The 19,620-nt window shown below is 69.2% G+C and carries 10 protein-coding genes; 8 read left to right on the top strand and 2 right to left on the bottom strand.

What is annotated here, in order from left to right; genetic code table 11:
* Positions 1-56 precede the first annotated feature (56 nt).
* Positions 57-494, bottom strand: a complete 438-nt coding sequence (locus tag WMF42_RS20125; RefSeq protein ID WP_437693604.1) for a hypothetical protein — start codon at positions 492-494, stop codon at positions 57-59.
* Between the two features lie 350 nt (positions 495-844).
* Here WMF42_RS20125 and WMF42_RS20120 point away from each other — a divergent pair, with 350 nt between their 5' ends.
* The 8 genes from WMF42_RS20120 (at position 845) to WMF42_RS20085 (ending at position 18,202) form a co-directional block, all read left to right on the top strand.
* Entirely contained in the window at positions 845-9,745 is an 8,901-nt protein-coding gene (locus WMF42_RS20120; protein WP_437693602.1) for a LamG-like jellyroll fold domain-containing protein, read from the top strand.
* 70 nt (positions 9,746-9,815) lie between these two features.
* Positions 9,816-11,174 carry a hypothetical protein gene (locus WMF42_RS20115; RefSeq protein WP_437693600.1) on the top strand — a complete coding sequence of 453 codons (1,359 nt, stop codon included), beginning with the start codon at positions 9,816-9,818 and terminating at the stop codon, positions 11,172-11,174.
* Positions 11,171-11,581, top strand: coding sequence for a hypothetical protein (locus WMF42_RS20110; protein WP_437693598.1), 411 nt, complete (start codon positions 11,171-11,173; stop codon positions 11,579-11,581). The genes WMF42_RS20115 and WMF42_RS20110 overlap by 4 nt, the downstream gene beginning before the upstream one ends.
* A 61-nt stretch (positions 11,582-11,642) precedes the next feature.
* Complete coding sequence (locus WMF42_RS20105) at positions 11,643-13,346, top strand: peptidoglycan-binding domain-containing protein (RefSeq protein WP_437693596.1); 1,704 nt, start codon at positions 11,643-11,645, stop codon at positions 13,344-13,346.
* Positions 13,343-14,587 (top strand): hypothetical protein, encoded by a 1,245-nt coding sequence (locus tag WMF42_RS20100; RefSeq protein ID WP_437693595.1) that lies wholly within the window; start codon positions 13,343-13,345, stop codon positions 14,585-14,587. The genes WMF42_RS20105 and WMF42_RS20100 overlap by 4 nt, the downstream gene beginning before the upstream one ends.
* A gap of 17 nt (positions 14,588-14,604) precedes the next feature.
* A complete protein-coding gene (locus WMF42_RS20095) occupies positions 14,605-15,948 on the top strand; it encodes a metallophosphoesterase (RefSeq protein ID WP_437693593.1) in 1,344 nt (447 codons plus the stop codon).
* 11 nt (positions 15,949-15,959) lie between these two features.
* Positions 15,960-17,651, top strand: coding sequence for a hypothetical protein (locus WMF42_RS20090; RefSeq protein WP_437693591.1), 1,692 nt, complete (start codon positions 15,960-15,962; stop codon positions 17,649-17,651).
* An 8-nt stretch (positions 17,652-17,659) separates the two neighbouring features.
* Positions 17,660-18,202 (top strand): hypothetical protein, encoded by a 543-nt coding sequence (locus tag WMF42_RS20085; RefSeq protein WP_437693589.1) that lies wholly within the window; start codon positions 17,660-17,662, stop codon positions 18,200-18,202.
* A gap of 47 nt (positions 18,203-18,249) precedes the next feature.
* Here WMF42_RS20085 and WMF42_RS20080 read toward each other — a convergent pair whose 3' ends face one another.
* On the bottom strand, positions 18,250-19,473 hold the full coding sequence (locus WMF42_RS20080; RefSeq protein WP_437693587.1) for a hypothetical protein: 1,224 nt from the start codon (positions 19,471-19,473) through the stop codon (positions 18,250-18,252).
* Between the last annotated feature and the right edge of the window lie 147 nt (positions 19,474-19,620).

Genomic DNA, 19,620 nt, shown 5'->3' with positions numbered 1-19,620 from the left:
GTGGATCCTCCTCGGGGCGCGGCATGGCGCGCTCGCGGTGAACGTGCGCCGCGTGGTCACGGCGAGATGGCCAGGAGCACGTCGTCGATCTCCCCGGCGAGCCTCTCGACGTCCGCCGACGCGTCCCGGGCGAGCCAGTCGACATCGTCCTTCCGGCGGTAGATCTCGGCGCGGATCCGCGGGACGACGACGAGCTCTTCGTCCTCGGTGAGCTCGTCGGCGAGCAAGGTCACCGAGGCGTCGCACACCTTGGTGCTGCCCTCCGGCTCGGGGATCCGCAGGGTCACAGTAACGGTCGCGCTCTCGGCGTCGAGGCGCGCTGTCGCGCGGCCCTCGAAGTGGGCTGACAGGGCCTTGCCCACGGACCGCAGCAAGGCCTGGATCGCGCCCCTCGGCGTGTCGCCTTCGAGGCGCGCGCGGAACGAGACGCCCACCGTCACGGACGACGAGCCGCCGAAGTCGAGAGGCTCGTCCTGGTTCGTTTGTTCTTCCATGGTCATTGTCGCGATCCTCGGGGCGAACCCCTCTCTCGCCCCTCTCTCGCAGAGAGATGCCCCCATGAAACGCACGACACCGAGCCCTGTCATCTTAAGAGAAATCAAGGTGAGCGCTGCGCGCGAGGAGGCCAGCGTTGCCCGCCTCGCTCACCTTGAATACGTTTAAGATCAAACAACCGTCACGAGCGCCTGCGCCGGACGTCGTGAGGGGTGAAGCAGCGCCCTCCCTGTCCGTCGATGGGGCGATGGGCCGCTGCGTCGAGCCTGCACCTGTCGCGACGGTCGCCCCTCATCTGTCGGCCGGAGGGTGGAGGTCTGTACCGAGCAACCCTTCTGGCGAGGCGCGCATGATTCTCAGCGATCAGAACATCCAGCACGTGAGCACGATCACCCACGATGGCAAGGTCGTGGTCTTCGGCACCGGTCTCGACGGCACCCTCTGGTACACCGTCAAGCGCAGCGGCTTCGAGGACACGGCCCTGAACAATGCCACCGACCCGTTCGGCTTCGAGGGCTGGAAGAAGCTCCGGCTCGGCGCGTCGATCCCCGACCCGTCGGTGATCGAGAGCGAAAAGAACACCCTCTCGGACAAGGACGGCAACGTCCTCGTGAAGAGCGTGTACGGCAGCTCGGACGAGGTGGTGAAGAGCGTCGACGCGCCCGTACAGGTCGTGTCGGCCTTGAATCAGCTGTTCGTGTTCCGGCAATCGCCGGGCGGCAAGATCCTCGTGAACCGCTTCGTGCTCGACGGCATGACCAACGAGCTCGTGCCCAGGCTCGAGGTGCGGTTCCGGCGCAGCAAGCAGCGGCTCAAGCCACAGAAGTCCGCCACCTCGAAGGACGGCGGGAGCTTCGACAACCTCGATTACCGCGACATCGACGGGAACTACTTCTACGAAGGCGCCCTGGAGCTCGGCTTCGCCGGCACGGTGGCGAGCGGGTGGTTCTCGCCCGTCTTCGTGCCGACCGCCGAGAGCGATCGGAACCGCTGGCACCTGTTCGTCCACGACGCGACGGAGGGCAAGCTGGTCCTCTACACGGTGGGCTCCGGCGAAAACGGCCTCTTCGACGTCAAGGACTACCTCTACGCCCGGCGGGACCCCTCGAACGCGAAGAACACCATCTACCAGTCGGTTCCGGGCATCGTCCGCCGGACGATCAACCTGACCGGGCTGACCGTCGCCGGCGGCCCGTCGGCGACGACATACGATCTGCAAAAAGAGGTGATGACCGACGCGGGCCCGCAGCTCATGCGCGACACCATGCGGGTGATGCTCGCGGTGCCGGTGAAGGCGACCGGCAGCGAGGTGGTGAAGACCGCGGTGCTCGATTTCGCGCTCGCCGCGGACGGCACGCTGTCGCAGATCGACCCCACGCCGGACCAGAGCGAGATCTTGCGCAGCGAACAGCGCGAGGTCGTCACGCCGCTCTCGCTGTTCGACGGCATCAAGGAGATCGCGGACGAGTCGCCGCCGCCCTTCGGGACCATCGTCGCCACCGAGCGGGGCGGCGACGACAAGCTCCAGATCCGGTCCAAGGACTCGCTCCCGGCGGATCTCAAGACCGGAGCCAAGGTGAAGATCCGGGGCACCAAGAGCTACGACGGGCACTACAAGGTGCTCAGCGTCGACAAGGCGACGTTCCAGGTCGCGGCCAGGTTCGAGAACAACGAGGCGGGGTTCTGGGAGGTCGCGCCGGACAAGCAGGCCGGGCTCGTGTTCGACAACATGGTCGTCGGCGCGGAGAAGACCGCGGACGACAGGCTCATGATCGTGTGCCCGGCGCACGATCTGAAGGTCGGCGACGAGGTGCAGATCTCCGGCACCCAGACGTATGACGGGATCTTCCCGATCACGTCGCTCGTGGCGAGCAAGAGAGCCTTCGTGCTGAACGCGCCGTACTTCACGGGCGAAGCGGCGAACCTGAGCAAGGTCGTCCGCCGGGGGCTGCGGATGGACGGCAACGACTGCGTGGAGACCCCGGACCTGGAGCTCGCGACGCCGAGCCCGGAGCGGCCCCTGGGCCGCACGTTGTCGGCCTGGGTGCGCGTCGACGCCGCCGGCAACCTGGAGCAGAGCCTGGTGAAGGACAGCGGCGGGATGATGAACCTCGCCCTCGGCGCCGACAACAAGGCGAAGCTCGTGGTGCGGATGAGCGACGGCGGGGCGCGGACCGTGACCGACCCGAGCGCGATGCCCGCCGGAGCGTGGGTGCACTATGCCGGCACGATCGATTACGTCACGAAGACCGGAGGCGACACGCGGATCGCCCTCTGCCGGGACGGCGTCGAGGTCGCGCAGCAGGTCATCGCCCATGGGGTGCCATGCCACCTGAAGGACAAGGTGCTGCAGTTCGACGGCGTGGACGATCAGGTCGCGATCACGAGCTCTCCCCCGGACGTCGCGAACAAGAGCTTCTCCGTGGAGCTCTGGATCAAGCGGGAACGTATCAACATCTCGGAGTACGCGATCGCCCAGGGCGCGCCTGGCACGAATGTTTGCTTGCACGTAGGCTTTCGCGAGAACGATGCGTTCACGTTCGCCTTCTGGGGAGATGACGCAAATACGCCGTTGGCGTATACGGATCTGGAATGGCACCACTGGGCGTGCACCTACGACGCGACGACGCGCACCCAGCGCGTCTATCGCGACGGCGCGCTCGTCATCGAGCGCGTGGCCACCGCTCACTTTCAGGGCAGCGGCACCTGGGCCATCGGCGAGCGGAGCGATGGTGCCCTTCGCTTCAAGGGCAGCATCGCCGACGTGCGGATATGGAATCGTGCGCGCACGAAGGTCGAGATCGCCGAGGACATGGCCCGGCGGCTCACCGGTCGCGAAGCGGGGCTCCTCGGGTACTGGCCGCTCGACGATGGCACGGTCAGGGACATGTCGATCGCCAAGCGGCACGGCAGCCTGACGGGCGCGACCTGGCAGCGCTCGACCTTCTTGCACCCCCAGATCGCGCTTCCGGCAGCGCCCGGTGTGAAGCTCGCCAGGACCATGAAGCTCGACGGGGTGGACGACCTCATCGAGGTGCCGGCCTACGCGACTCCCACGGGCGCCATCACGGTGTCGGTGTGGGCGCGCAGCGCGACGCCGACGTGGAACAGCTATGGATGCCTCGTGAGCAAGCGGAGCTCCTTCGTGTTCCACCCCTGGGAGGGCTCCCGAAACATCGACTTCCGCCTCTGGATCAATGGAGCACAGGTCACTGCCCAGTTCACGCCGGCGGACATCGAGGGGTGGCACCTGTATACAGGCAGCTACGACGGCAGCCAGGTCCGCTTCTACATCGACGGCGCCCTCGTGGCGCAGGCGCCCGCGTCCGGGCCCATCGATGCGGACGCGTCCGGGGTGATGTACATCGGTCACGATGACGGCTATGGCCCGACAGAGCGCAATTTCAACGGGCAGCTCGCCGACGTGCAGGTGTGGAGCTCCGCGCGCTCGCAGGCCGACATTCAAGCGGACATGCGGCGCAAGCTCAAGCTCACCGGCACGGAGAGCGGCCTCGTGGGCTACTGGCCGCTCGACGCCGGCGCCGGCGACCTCTCGCCGAACCAGCGGAACGGCTCGATCAAAGGAAACCCGGCGCTGGTGAGCGCGGGCGCGACGCACACCCTCGGCCAGGCCTTCCGCGGCGAGATCTCCGGCGTGCAGATCTGGGACGAGGCGCGGTCCGCGGCCGACGTCAAGGCCACGATGCACGTGAACCTGAGCGGCAAGGAAAACGGGCTCGCCGCCTATTACCGCATGGGCGCGGTCGTCTACGAAGAGCAGCCGCCGATCGTGCCGGACTTCTCGCACCACGGCAGGAACGCCGTGGTGTACGGCGATCCCTACGCCGGCGCGCGGCGCCTCAACCGCGCGACGGGCTCGGGCAAGAAGGTGGTCAGGTACGGCAGCGAAGAGCTCCTGGCGGTCAGCAAGCGCGGCGTTTACGAAGAGAGCTTCGAGTTCCGGGTGACCTCGCCCGACGCGGCGTTCGATCCGAGCAACGCCGACGGCACCGGGCTCAAGCTCTTCGCCTTCTCGTACTGGGGCAAGAGCAGCCGCGGTAGCAAGGAGAGGAGAGAGTTCCCGGCCGGGAGCGTGCAGCAGAGCGATTTCGCGAGCCTGGGCGGCGGCTGGTACAAGGCCACCTGCCGGGTGGTGGTGCCCGATGGGGTCAGCCTCATGCGAGCCTTCGAGATCTCGGACGTGCGCGGCAAGTGGAGAGCCGAGAGCTCGGCGCCGTCCGCGGAGTGGACGTCGATCGACGTCCGCAAGCACCGCATCCGCCTGATCTCGGACTCGGTGACGCGCGACAGATACACGGACGTGACGGTGCTCTCGTCCTTGCCCGCGCAGGCGCAGGCGGTGCTGGACGACCTGACCACGATGGCCCGGGCGGAGGCCAAGGTGGCCCGCGTCGAGGGGCAGATCCGCGATCTCATGGAGCGGATCGACGTGGCGAAGAACAACCAGCGCTACGTCGACGAAAGGAATGACCTCGCGAACAAGGTCCCGGCCCTGCAGTCGCAGAAGACAGCGGCGCAGAATGAGCGCAGAGCGATCGTCGACGATCGGTGGAGCTACTACCAGCAGGTGCTCAACCTGCACAGCGGCAAAGACATGACCGCTGGTGCTGAGCGCAACGTCTATCAGTACGGCCCCTGGAACAAGGAAGACCTGGACCATCAGCGCTGGCGGTTCGTGGACCGCGGAGACGGATACTTCCATATCCTGCAACAGCGCAGCGGATTGGCCCTGTGCGTGCCGGGCAACGGGGGAAAGGACGCGGACCTCTGGCTCGCATCGCTGGCCGGCGAGTGGAACATGCAGTGGAAGCTCTACGTTGCGAATTCCGGCGCGAGTCACTATGTCATCATGCCGAGGTACAATGAAGGCCTCATCATCGAGGTCGCCTGGGAGGCGAAGAACGACGGAGCGCAGATTCAGCTCTGGGACTGGAACGGCCGCTTTCACCAGATGTGGCATGTTCTGAAGACCGGCGACATGACCAGAGAGGCCAAGGACGCCCTCAAGCTCAAGGACGAGAAGATAGCGAGCATCGATTCGGACATCGGGGCGAAGCTGGGGCGCATCGACTGGCTCAACGACGTGCTCGCGGCCAATGAGAGCCTCGCGTCGCTGGAGAGCCAGCTCGCCGCCGCGCGGGCCGACCTGAACCAGAGCCGCACGGATCTCGCGACCAGGAACACGGCGGTCATGAGCGGGCTCGTCAAGGCGCCGCCGGCGACCATGCCGGCCATCGCGACGGACGATCGGAGCCTGGTGACGGCCGGCGCGGTGCTCGATTTCGCGCAGCCCACGGGCAGGGTTCGGCTCGCCGAGAGCTGCGAGGGCAACGTGCTGCTCACCTATTTCGACCCGCAGGGCCGCATGCGCTCGACCGCTTACGACGCGGCGGCGGACAGCCGCAACGCCACGTTCGAGCAGTGGCTGCCCGACGCCGCGCGCGCCTCCGCCGACATTCGCGACAGCGGCGACAAGGTGACGCTGCAAAAGGCCGTGAGCCTGCCTGCGAGCGGGTGGGCGTGCGAGGCGCGGGTACAGTACCCCCTGGCCACCAGGAGCGATGGGGCGGCGTACGACGCGAACGTGGTGGCCAGCGCGGACACCACGCTCGACGTGCCGCTCATGGTGCGAAAGGGCAACCGGCTGGGGCTGATGGTCGACGGCTGGTTCTTCGACAGCGGCGTCGACCTGAAGCGGACGATCGCGGCGGGGTGGCACCACGTCGCGGTGGCGACGAGCAAAGGCACCACCACCTTTTACGCGGACGGCGAGAAGATCGGCAGCCGCAAGACCTCGCAGCCGGCCATCCGCCTGAAGGGCGCGGCGGACTACGTGGAGGTGCCGGCGCACGCGAACCCCACGACGGCCATCACGGTGTCGATCTGGGCGCGCAGCGCGACCTCGAGCTGGAACGGCTCTGGCTTCCTGGTCAGCAAGCGGGACGCGTTCGTCATGCACCCCCTGAGCGGCAGCCGGAAGATCGAGTTCGAGGTCTGGATCAGCGGCAAGGGCGTGCAAATTGTCAGCTTCACGCCGGCCGATATCCAGGGGTGGCACCTGTACACGGGCACGTTCGACGGCAGCTACATCCGCCTCTACGTCGACGGGGACCTCGCCGCCGAGCTCCGGGTCGATGGATCCATCCAGGCGGCTTCGGGCCCGATGTACATCGGCTACGACAACGCCAACAACGCCTACTTCAAGGGCGACATCGCGGAGGTGTCCATCTGGAGATCGGCCCGATCCCTGGCCGACGTCCGGGAGGACATCTATCGGTCCTTCAACGGCGACGAGGCGGATCTCGTCGGCTACTGGCGCATGGACGACGTTGAGGAGGGAGGTGTGGTCAAGGTCAAGGACCTCACGTCCAACAAGCGCGATGGCCTCTTGAAGGGCGCGCCGGAGGACGCGACGATCACGACCGCGCGGGCCATGGACATCAAGGTCCTCGGCAACGCACCCTCCGGAGGCAGCCCCGTCGGCCGGCTCGCCGACGTGCGCCTCTGGGCCATCGGCTTGACCGACGCCGAGGTCGAGGTCCACGCCTGGGCGTCGACCTCGGGCAACGAGCCCGGGCTCGTCGGCTACTGGCCCTTCGATGAAGCCGCGGGCGCGACGGCGCTCGACCGCTCGGCCGGCGGCCTGGCGCACGGCTCGCTGATCGGCGTGGAATGGATGGGCCTCACGGCGAACCTCGGCCACCGGGGCAGCAAGGTGCTGCGCCAGCCCGATCGGGGCAAGACGTACGTGCAGTGCCCGGCGATCACGCCGGCCGTCACCAGCTTCACGTTCGAGTGCTGGGCGCGGCGCAGCGGCGCAGACACGGGCCGGCTCCAGATCATCGCCTCCATGCTCGCCCAGAGCAACGCCGTGAGCTTCCTTCTCGGGTTCGAAAGCGCCAGCAAGATTATCCTGCTCGCGCATGGCATCAAAATGACTCCGGACTGCAAGGATGACGCGGACTGGCACCACGTTTGCAGTACGTACGACCAGCTCACGAAGACGATGCGAATCTACTACGACGGCGTGAAGGTCGGGGAGCAGACCGCGACGGGCGACATCGCCGCGTCCGGCGGGTTCTCGATCGGCGGGCTCTCCCAGGCAGATGCTTCTTTCAAGGGCGAGCTGGCCGAGGTGCGGCTCTGGGACCGGGCGCGCACGGAGGCCGAGATCCGCGCGAACATGCGGCGCCGCCTCACGGGCACCGAGCCGAACCTGCTCGCCTGTTACCCGCTCGACGAGGTGAGCGGAGACAACAAGGTCAAGGACAGGAAGACGGGCGTGTACCAGGGCCAGCTCAACGGGAGCGCCATGGTGGTCCCCACCACCTCGCTGCCCGTGGCGGGCACGGAGAGCCTGATCACCACCGAGTACAGCTCGGTCGAGGTCGGCCCGGAGGGGAAGAAGCAGGCCTTGATGAGGCGCGTCTTCGGGTTCGCCACCGGAGGCCAGGTGCAGCTCTGGCCCGAGCAGCGGGTCGAAGAGCTGACGTTGCAATGGGTCGGCAACACCCAGATCAACCCGACGCTGCTCGGCTACATCGAGGGCGCGCCGCCGGTCCCCTCGGAGAACCTCACGGTCGGCGAGGACTACAACGGGGCCACGGCGGTCACCCTCAGGCAATCGGACGAGACGAGCTATAGCTGGCAGCGCAGCGAGACGATCCACGGGGGGCTCAGCATGGATGGTTTCCTCGGGGCGGCGTGGGGCGTCGAGGCGGGCCCCGCGTTCATCTCGAGCAAGGTCTCGGAGGGCCAGGCAGGCGCGGTCTTCAACTATGCCTTCGAGAAGACCGACACCAAGGACACCTCGATCACCGCGGCGTCCACCCTCGCCATGAGCGACAGGCTGGAGCTCTCGGGCATGGCCGAGGACAAGGCCTCTTGTCCTCGGGTGGGCAAGCGCTGGGTGCCCAAGAACGTGGGCTATGCGCTGGTGATCTCGGGCATGGCCGACGTCTTCGTCACCAAGCTCAAGAGGAGCGGCCGCATGGTGAGCTACGACATCCGGCCGGTCCAGGGCGTGCCGCTCGACGTCAACACGATCACGTTCCTGATCAACCCGACCTACACGCTCAACGGGAGCCTCGACGGCATGGTCGGCTCGATGCCTGCGGATCCGACGCTCTATCCGCACGTGCCCGACATGCGCGCGCAGTATGGCTCGCTCTACCCGGCGAGCTACTTCCGGATCAAGGAGGCGTACGCGCTCAAGGACGCGATCGAACGGCACGACAAGGAGCGAGAGAGCTTCTTCTACAACTTCAGCGCGGACCAGGTCGATAAGCTCCACGCGTTCAGCGAGCCGAGCGCTCCGGGCGTCCCCGTGGGGGGCACGCAGGTGCCGTCGAAGCCCGCGAAGTCCGCGGCGGAAGATCTGGACGCGATGAACCAGCAAAACGAGGAGAAGAAGAAGGAGCTCAAGGGCGAGGGCGAGAAGCGACAGGCGGAGATCAAGGGCAAGTACAAGAGCCTCGAGGGACGGGTGCGCGCGGGCGCGGCCTTCGCCGACTGGCAGCTCCGCATGGAGAGCATCCAGACCAGGGCGCGCAAGCGCAACATCGTCAACACCTACGTGTGGGACGGCGACGGCGGGCTCCGCGCGGAGGAGCAGAGCTTCGCCGGCACGATCGAGCACTCGATCAGCACGGAGATGAGCCACAGCGGCGGCATCGGCGCCAACGCCGACGCGGCGGTCTGCGGGTTCAAGTTCTCGCTGTCGCTGGTGGGCTCGGGAGGCAAGGTGGACGCGAACAGCAAGAGGCTCAGCACGAGCAAGAGCCTCGAGCTCAGCGTGGACCTCTCGGGCGTCGAGAAGAGAGGCCTGACCGATCCGGGGGACAACCCGCTCGTGCCCGGGGAGAAGGTGGATCGTTATCGGTTCATGACGTTCTACCTGGAGGGCAACACGGACCACTTCGGCGACTTCTTCAGCTACGTGGTGGATCCGGTGTGGCTGATGAGCAACGACGAGGAGGCGCGCGCGCTGCGCCAGGCGGGCGCTGCCAAGCCGAACAAGTGCTGGCGGGTGCTGCACCGGGTGACGTACGTGGAGCGGCCTGTGCTCATGGGCTTCGGCCGCGACACGCGCGCGCTGGCGATGGGCAACGTGGACGAGGTGGTGACCGACTACTTCGCCGATCTGGAGCGCAAGCACCAGGTGATCGACGTCCGGCTCGGCGGCATCGAAGACAGGCTCGCGGCGATCGTCGCCAAGCTCGGCGCGTGACGCGATCGACGCCGCCGCGGCCGGCCGGGGGGCACGGGCCGGCCGCGGCGGCGTCACCACGGAGGAGACCATGTTCGAACGCTCATACGCCGCCTACGCGCAGACGAAGATCCTGGAGAAGTACGGCACGCTTCACGGCATCTCGAAGGAGCTCGTGGACCGCGTCTTCGAGAACAAAGCCACCCCGGAGGAGCTCACCACCTACACCCAGAACGCGGACAAGCTCGCCGCGAAGTTCAAGGCCGACATGCGCCAGACCGAGCCGGAGGCCTACAGCGACCTCGACATCGAGATCATCACCGCCATGGCCGCAACAAACTACGCGAGCTTCCAGAGCAATGATGAGCCCTTCGCCAAGGTCGTGCCCCCTGCCAGCGTCGCCGAGTCCCTGAAGGGCAACAAGCCGCCCGCGTTTTACGGCTTCGGCGCATCTCTGCGGCACTCGGAGAACCTTGCGCCGGACCAGGTCGTGAGCCAGTTCGGGCTCGATTACAAGGACACACCCTACCTGTACAAGGACGGTCCTGCCGACAGACCGGTGCCCTTTCTGTTCTCCGTTGTGTCGCCGATGAACAAGGACCTCCGGGACACGCTCCGGGTGCCGTTCGACCCGCGCATCTTCGATCGCATCGCGAAGCTCGCCGATGATCCCACGCGCGGCGATCTCATCAGGGAGATGGCCTCCACGATGACCAGAAAAGACGTGGCGTACATCGCCGTGCGCGGCACCGGGTCCCAGGACGAGACGAATGCCTTGACCCAGAAGTACAAGGATCTTGGATACGCAGTCAGGGCGAAGAGCGCGGACCCACCCTACACCGGCAACACCATGCCGCAGTACGGCCAGACGCTCGCAAAAGAGAGCTCCTTCTCGGATCTGATCCAGGAGATGTGCGCAGCCCCGAGCAGCGGGAAGACGCCGCTCGGCGGCGAAGGGACGGCCATCTATCTATCGGTGCCGAAGCGGGGGGACACAGGCACGGGCGATCCCACGCTGCCGCGGGGGTCGGACAAGATCAAGATCGCCGAGTGGAAAGGCCGGCAGTGGGAGATGACGGCGAGCAAGAAGGATCTCGACGAGCACTACGAGCGCGCGCTCGCCGGGGTGTCCGACGAAGCCAAGGCAACCCTCAAGTCGCAGATGATCACCCACGACACGCTGACGGCGGCCTCCGCGGAGGGCCGGGCCAAGGCGCCAGCGGGCGTGGCGTTCAAGCCGGAGGCGAAGAAGGGGATCAAGGATCGCACGACGACGGTGAAGCGCGGCATCGTGCAGAAGACGCTGGGGAGCGTTGTCGCTGCGCTGCGGTTCATGAAGGACGACAAGGACAAGAAGAAGAAGGACAAGGACAAGAAGAAGAAGAACAAAGGCGACGGCCCGGATGACCATCAAGAGAGCAAGCGCAAGCGCGCTTCATCGGGGGATTGAGCGCCTTCCGCGCGTTCCGGGCGCGCGAGGGCAGCACGGCCGCCGTCGATACCTGCGACAGCCCGATCGTCACCTCGGGGACGGGCTGGGGCGGTCGCGGCCGGCTGGGCAAGGTGATGGAGCGGCCGACCGCCAGCGACGCCGTGCGCGAGGCGCTGGGCGCCGCCGACGTCCGCTCAACCCGCCTTCCCCTGCCTGGCATATTCCTTCCGGATGCCCAGCAGGAGGTCCTCTACCGTGAGGGGACGGCCGCCCTCTCTCAAGGCCTGCAGCGAGGCGTCGCGGATCACGTTCATGATCGCGCCCCCCGCGAGCGCGTGCTCGCGCGCGATCTTCTCCAGGTCCGTACCGCTGAATACGATGCTCCTTTGAATGGCTTGAAGGAACACCAGTTTAATTTCTCTTAAGATGACGACGCTCGACCTCGTCGGTTTCATGGGGAGACGTCACCGCCGAAAGGGACCTGCCATGTCACGGAACGTCTTTCTGTTCGAAATCGCCGCCGCGCGGGGCGACGCGGAGGAGGTCGAGCGAGCCCTGCTCTCCCGCACCTCGGCCCTCGCGCTCGGAGACTTTCCCACGCTCGATCCGGCGCTCTTCGCGCACCGGATCCTGCGCGGGAAGGGCGCGTCGTACACCTGGGAGATCGGCCTCGACGAGATCGAGGAGGCCCGGCGCGCGGAGCTCCACGCCGCGCTGCTGGAGCAGATCCAGACCTCGCTCGCGGGCGTGGCCGAGCTCCGATCCTCCGCCGCGTACGCCGACCCGTCGCTCCCCGCGCCCGGCCTCGATCCCGCCCGGGCCAGGGGGGGCCGGGGCGGGGCCCTCTCGTTCGCGGACGGCGATCTCCCTGTCTGGGAGGATCACGCGCGCGGCTCCGGCGCCGTGGAGGCAGGGAGCGCGCTGCCCGGGGATCTCACCGCCGATATCGCGCGGTTCCGCGCCGCCGTGCCGGTCGAGCCGGGGCTCAAGCCCTGGGGCGCAGGGCACGTCTACACGGGCAGCGCGGACAGGGATCACCTCGCCTACCTGCACGGGTATCTCGACGCCCGGGCGGCGAGGGCGAGCCCCGCCGATCGGCGGAAGATCACGGCCTTTCGCGCGTTCCAGGCGCGCGAGGGCAGCACGGCCGCCATCAACACCTACGATGACCAGATCGTCACCTGGGGGACGGGCTGGGGCGGCCGCGGCTGGCTGGGCAAGGTGATGGAGCGGGCGACAGCGAACGACGCCGTGCGCGAGGCGCTGGGCGCCGCTGGCGTCCGCTACCGCGGCAGCAACGTGTACGACGTCGTCGATCTCGACGCCGGCATGGTCGTCACCGGCGGCAAGGAAGCGCTCGAGATCCTGCGCCGCTCCGTCCCGCTCCTCCACCTGCTGATCGACCTGGCCAGGAACCCAGGCACGCGCGACGCGGTGACCGAGGCCCAGCTCCGCACGTTCATGGATGGCTCGGGCAACATCTGCGGCGCCGACGCCATCGCGACGCAGGCGCTGTTCAACCTGGTCGCGCACCTCAAGCACTGGGCGCCCGGGTACGTGATCGGGTGTCTCGAGTGGGCAGTGCCGCAGCTCGGCCCCGGGTCGCCGTCCGAGGAGCGCGACAGGCGCCTCGCCGCGCTCGTGGGCCGCTACTTCTACGGCAAGGCGCGCAAGCACAGGTGGATCCCGGACTTCAGGCAGTTCCGGCTCTACTTCCGGCACATGAAGGACGACGGGCTCGATTGCCTGCACGAGCCCTTCCTCCAGGCCGCGGGGCCTCCGGCGGATGACCCGTTCGCCGCGGCGACGGACGCGCCCCCGCCGAGGGCGCCGAGCCCGCCGAAGGCGCCGCGCCTCACGCGCGCCCCCCTCGCCGGGCAACCCGATCTGGAGAGCGTCGCCTCGGGCCGGGGCGCGCTCCGGAGAGGGGCGAGGGGACCAGGGGTGAAGGCGCTGCAGGAGGCGTTGATCGCGCTGGGCGAGAGCGTGCCTGGCGGCGCTGACGGCGCGTTCGGTCCGGGCCTCGAGGCGGCCGTCAAGCGGTTCCAGGCCGAGCGCTGCCTCGCCGCCGACGGCGTGATCGGCGCGGCGACGCTCGCGGCCCTCGACGCGGCCGTCGCCGCGGGCGCGGCGACCCGGGCGGCAGGCGCGGAGACATCGAATCGAAAAGAAGAGGAGGAGCACCGATGACCGTAGAGAAGAGCGATGAAGGCGCCCCGCCGGGGGCGGGCGTCCCCGCGTGGGTCGACATGGACCCGACGCCGGCCGCGCCGCCCGAGGAGTGGCTCGCCCGCCCTGTCGCGTTCGCCGACGACGAGCCGCCGCCGCAGCTCGTCCGCACAGTGAACCTGCTGGAGGCCCCCGAGCACGACCTCCGCGGGCCGGAGGACGCGGAGGGCCTCGCCGAATTCCTCGTCTCCCGCGCGAAGGAGGGTATCGACGACATCTTCTCGCACGAGGATTACGACACAGCCGCGGGCGACGGCGAGGACTGGGCGCGCGCCGTCGCCGAGCACCAGACAGGCATCCCCTACACGATGCCAGCGTACTTCTACGGTGCGCAAAAGAGGGTCGCCAGGGCCATCAAGGACGGCGGCCGCTACCCGCTCGTGGGGCAGTGCCAGCAGTCGGTGACCACCGCGCTCTGCCTCGGCGGCTGGGACGGCGGCCCGTACGGCGACATCGGCTGCGGGACCGACGCGCAGCCGGCCGCGGCAAGGCTCGGCGACGGCTGGACCGACGTCCCCAGGGTGCTCGCCGACTGGCCCGACGATCTCTGGGAGAAGGTCACTGTCGGCTCGTGCCTCTTCTGGTCGGCGTCCGGGGCCGCCGGGGTCGGGAGCGGGCACGTGGCGATGGTGCTCCGCAAGCACCCGATCGAGCGCAAATGGCAGCTCTGGGACACCACCACCTCGTTCAACGATCCCGTCGTGCACCCCACCTCCGCCAGGGGCGCGCGCATGCTCTGGGAGTCGCACTGGTGGCCCTTCATCCCGCCGGCGCTCTCCAGGGGTCAATGGTTGTTCCGCGGCATCGCCAGGATCGACGGCCTCGGGAAGGTCAAGAGCGACGTGAAGCCGCGCGGGCGCGCCCGGCTGCTCCTCCGGAGCCGCGGCGACGGCAAGCTCCTCTACCGCTCGGCGTGGATGTCGATGGAGGACGAGGGCCTCCCCATCTCCTGGCTGCTCCGCTCCCTGCGCGGGGCGCCCTTCCACGATCGGATCGAGCCCACGTGGTGCATCAACTCGATGTCCGACGCGCCGACCTCGAGCGCCCCGGACAACCGGCCGCTGCTCGACGTCTTCTGCGACCCGAAGGGCAACGCGAGGATGTCGTGGAGCCCGGCCCAGGGCCTGCACAACCGCCCGCGCCAGGCGGACTGGGCGCCGCCCGCGGCGATCCGCCTTGGCGCGCTCAAGGGAGCTCGATGAACCCGGGAGACAACGCCATGCGTACCCTCATCCTCAGTGATCTGCACCTCGGCAACGGGGGTGACTTCGACGTCTTCGCCGGCGGCGAGGCGCTGCCCGCGCTCCTCGACCTGATCGCGCGCGAGCCCGCGCGGGTCGTGATCAACGGCGACGGCATCGACTTCCTCATGAACGAGGACCCGCTGGAGCTCGATCGGGCGCGCGCCGCCGCGCAGGCCCGCGCGATCGTCGCCGCGCCCGAGAGCGCCGCCGTGCTCAGGGCGCTCGGGCGCGTCCTCGCGCGGGGCGGCGAGGTCATCATCCGCCTCGGCAACCACGACGTGGAGCTCGCCGTCCCGGAGGTGCAGGAGATCCTGCGCGCGGCGATGGAGCAGCCGCCCCCCGTCGCCGCGCGCCTCGCCTTCCAGCTAGGCGACGCCCCCGCGATCCTCGACGTGGGCGGCGCCCGGATCCTCGTCACCCACGGCGAGCACAGCGACAACTGGAACAAGGTCGACTACGGGCGCCTGGCCCGGCTCGACCGGTTCAGGTACGCGGCCGGCTCGGTCCTCGTGAAGCAGCTCATGAACCCGATCGCGCGCCGCCACGGCCTCCGCTTCGTGAGCCTGCTCAAGCCCGATTTCCAGGGCGCGGCGCTCGCCGCGCTCGCTGTCGCGCCCGGGATCGTGAAGCAGCTCTTCAGCGCGGCCTCGCTCGACATCGCCTGGCAGCTCTTCAAGAAGGCGGGGTCGGCGGCCTCCTTCGCCGAGGAGGAGGAGGATCTCGGGCTCGCCGAGCGGTTCGCGGAGGCCGGTCTCGGGGCCGAGGAGGCGGCGGCGGTCGAGGCCACGCTCGGCGACGGGCCCGCCGCCTTCGCCGACGAAGAGGCGATGTCGACAGCGAGCGTCAAGCTCGCGCGCGCCGGCCTCAAGCTCTACGCGGGCGTGCAGCGGAGGCTCGCCGGCACCCTCGGCGACGCGTACTTCCGCCTCGAGCCCGACGAGGCCGAGTGGGCCGACGCCCAGCGCCTGGCGAGGAAGTTCGACGCCGGCGCGGTGGTGATCGGCCACACCCACGCGGCGCGCTGGAAGGCGGCCGACGGGCTCGTCTTCGCCAACACGGGCACGTGGATCTGGTTGATGCAGCTCCCGCGCTCCGACGCCGGCGACGAGGCCTGGGCCGAGTTCATCGACGAGCTGCGCCAGAACCCGAGGCTCCTGCCCGAGAAGCAGAGGACGGCGAGGACCCTCCAGCGGTTCACCGCCGTGCTCCTCGACGCGCACGAGGACGGCGGCGCGGCGATGGGGCTCGTGCACTGGGATCATGGAGAGCTCCGCTCCCTGGGGGCCGCGCGCGTGCCCCCGGCGAGCGCGGCGCGCTGAGAAGAGGAGCCATGTCCGACATCGAGCTGCTCCTCTGCCATGCCGACGATCAACGCCCCGTCCTCGAAGAGGGGCTGCCGCTCGAGTCCGCCGCGGACGAGGCGCAGCCCGGGGGGGAGGACCTGGTCCACGATTTCGCCGACTTCTCGGACGATCCCAACGATCTCTCGCTCCAGCGCTGGTCCGTCATCGCGCCCGAGGGGCCCGCGGGCGACGCCCTGCTCGCGTTCATCGAGCCCCTGATCCGGAAGCGGGAACAGGACCAGGGCGCGCCCGTCGTGCCCTATCGCGTCCCCGCCGGCATGGACGCGGACGCGGCGATCCGGTGGAGCAAGGGCGTCTATCATGACGAGTCGGTCGCGCTCGAGGATCTGCCGCGGTATCTCCTCGTGCTCGGCGACCTCGACGAGGTCTCGCTCGAGCTCCAGCAGGCGATGGCGAGCGAGGCGCTTGTCGGTCGCCTGGTGTCCCGGTCCGCCGCGGGCTACGCGGCGTACGTCGACAAGCTCCTCTCCTCGGAGCGGGCCCCCCCGGTGGAGGCGCAGGCGCGGGCGCTGTTCTTCACCGCGCAGGACGGCACCGCGGCGACCTCCATCGGCCACAGAGCGCTCGTCGCGCCAAGCGTCCAGCGGTGCCGCGACACCCTGCGGAGGGGCGGATTCAAGGCGAGGGACATCGAGGAGATCGGCTATGAAGGCGCCGACGCGGCGAGGAGCGCGCTCCTCGCGCAGATCGAGAGGCCGGAGCCGTCGGTGCTGTTCACCATGAGCCACGGCCTGGGCGCGCCCCGCAGGGGATGGTCGTCGGCGGACGAGCAGCGCGCCGTGCAAGGGGCGATGAGCCTCGGCTGCGGCGTGCGGATCGCGGCCGAGGACCTCGGCGACGGGCCCTTTCTGCCCGGCGGCATCTGGTTCTTCCTCGCGTGCTACGGCGGCGGGACGCCGGCGGCGAGCGCCTACCACCACTGGCTCGCCAGCCTGCGCGACGCGGGCGGCTTCGGCGGGCGCGTCGACGGCGTGCTCGCCGGCCTGCCCAGGCCGGGCGATCGCCCCTTCATCGCCGCGCTGCCGCAGGCCGCGCTGGCGAACCCGCGGGGCCCGCTCGCCGTCATGGCCCACATCGATCTGGCGTGGACCTACAGCTTCCAGGACATGGGGCCCGACGGCAAGGACCGGGCGTCGCGCTTCGAGGGCGTCTTCAGCTCGCTGGTGAAGGGCGCCCGCGCGGGCAACTCGTACAACGAGCTCCTCCGTTACCTGGGGAACGCCAACCACGAGCTCGCCGCGATGTACAACCAGGAGGCCAGGGCCGAGATGGCGGGCAAGCCCCTCGCCCCCGACAAGGGCCGCGCGAAGCGGCGGGCGAACCTGTGGATGCTGCGCGAGGATCTCGCCGGGTACGTCCTCCTGGGCGATCCGGCGGCGCGGCTCGCGATCCACCGCGACAGGGGAGCCGCCAGGGCCGCGCCCGCGCCGGCGGAGGTGCACGCGCGCCTCCCGCCGGTGCCCGCCGCGCCGCCCGCGCCGGCGCCGGGCCGCGCGCGGGATGCAGCGCGCATGCAGCGCGCGGTCCACGAGAAGATCGCCGGGGAGGACGGCGACAGGAAGATCGCCGAGCGATACGGCATCACGCGCGAAGAGCTCCAGCGCTTGTATGAGGCCTACTGCAAGGCAGGGCTCGAGGCGCTCGGCGAGCTGCCGTAGCGGTACGCATGGCCGAAGAGGAGCTCGCCGCCCCGCCGGCCCGACGCTCCGCCGCGCCGCCACGCAGGGCCCGGCGGCTCCTCGGCCTGCGGCCACGCCGCCACGATCGCGTCGACCTCGGGAGCCGGCTCCTCAGGGACCAGCTCTGGACGCTCGCGCTGCTCGCCCTGCTCATCCTGCTGCTGCTCGTGGCGCTCACGGCCACGACGCGCGCTCCCGTCCAGGAATGGCCTGCCTGGGGGTACCGGACCCTCCTCGGTGTCTTCTCCTTTGGCGCCCTGGGAGCGATCTTCAGCGCTGCTCGATCGCTCAAGAGCTCCTCCCTCCGGGCCAGGATCCACGCCCAGGTCTCGGACGAGCGGGTCACCCTCTCTCGCGCCGTCCTCGGGGCGCTGCCCGGGCTCGCCGCCTATGCGTTCCTCCAGTCGAAGGTGCTGAACCTCGGCGACGCCGACAACAGCAAGGCCTTCGCGATCGCGTTCATCGCTGGCTTCAGCGAGCGGCTCGTGCTCAAGGTGGCGGAGACGTTCGCCGGGCAGAAGGCGAAGTAGCGACGCCAGCGACGCGCCGCCTCGGTCGAGGGGCAGAGCGCGTGACCTCAGCTCGCGCGCTCGGTCCTCGGCGAGACGAACCGGATGACGGCGCGAGGCGCGATGCGATACCCGTGCTCGTCGCGCTGGATGACGTCCCTGAGCCCCATGCGGCGGAGCTGGGTCAGCGCCACGTAGACGCGGTTGGCCCCCGCTTCCGCCACCGGCCGCTCGCCGGGCCAGCCGGCGTCGAGCAGCTCCTGGAGCGAGAGCGAGGCGTCCGGCGCCTCGTCGTGCCGGTCGACGAGGGCCGTCACGATGCGGCTGAGCGCGTGCCCGAGCGTGTGTTTCACGCCGTCCTCGGTCGCGATCCAGCGCACCTCGAAGCCGAGGAACAGCGTGGGTGGGCACGCCGGCGCCGCGTCGCTCGAGAGGAGCGGCAGCGCCCGACCGGCGAGCAGGCTGGCGACGAGCGACGCGAACCCCTCGGGATCAGGCGCCTCGCTGCAGGGCACGACGAGATGGAGAAAGTCCGACGCGGCGTCCGTGCCCTCGGCGCTCTCTCGCGCCTGCGCTGGCGCGCGGCGGACGCGCCGCTCGCGCCCCCCCTGACGCTCGGCGGGATCGATGTCCATGGCGGGGGTGTCCCGGGCGACGTCGCCTGCGCTCGCCGCGCTGCCCTGCACCGCGTGGCGGAGCGACAGCGCGAGGAGCGACAGCGCTGTGTCGTCGCCCGCCGGGGTCGGCTCGCCGCCTGCGGCCACCTCGGGCGCCTGGAACTCGAGGACCCTGTCGACCTGCTCCTGTCTGGCTCCTTCGCGCGGGGCATCCCTCCCATAGCCGATAAGGTACCAGCGCCCTTCGCGCGAGAAGAGGACGTCAGCGCACGAGACGCGACCGATGCAGACGGGCCGCCCGCGCTTCGGGTCGGTCACAGCGTGGGCCGCCTGCATCGCCCCGCGGAGGCTCGTGATGAGGCCCGCCGCGCTCCCGGGCGGCACCTTCGATCCGGCGTCGATCAGGAGTCTGGTGAGGTCGACGCCGTCGATCACGGCGTCACAGGCGAGCTCGATGTACGGCGTCCCGCTGGCGACCCCGCGCGCCGCGACCTTCGGGATGAGCGGGTGGTCGAGGAGCGCGTGGACGCGCTCGATCTCGGCAAACGCAGCGTCCGCCCGCGCCGCGCTGGCGGCCGGGCCGGGCACGATGACCACGCAGGCTCGCGTGTCTCCGGCGCGCGTCGCCGAGACGACGTGGAGGCCGTCACGACAACGGATGGGACACGGGTTCATGTATCTACCGAGCCATCGTGAACGAGAATCGTTGATGAATCCCATGATCGTATGCGTTCTCCACGCGCGCACGCCAGCCGGTGAACATCATTAATCACGTCCCATGGCCGAGCACCGTCGGTGCGTCCTTAATTTTTTTTCAGATGA

Origin of the sequence: Sorangium sp. So ce176 (genome assembly GCF_051519835.1) — a bacterium.
Classification (GTDB): Bacteria; Myxococcota_A; Polyangia; order Polyangiales; family Polyangiaceae; genus Sorangium; species Sorangium cellulosum_G.
This window is presented reverse-complemented; position numbering and strand designations above follow the sequence as displayed.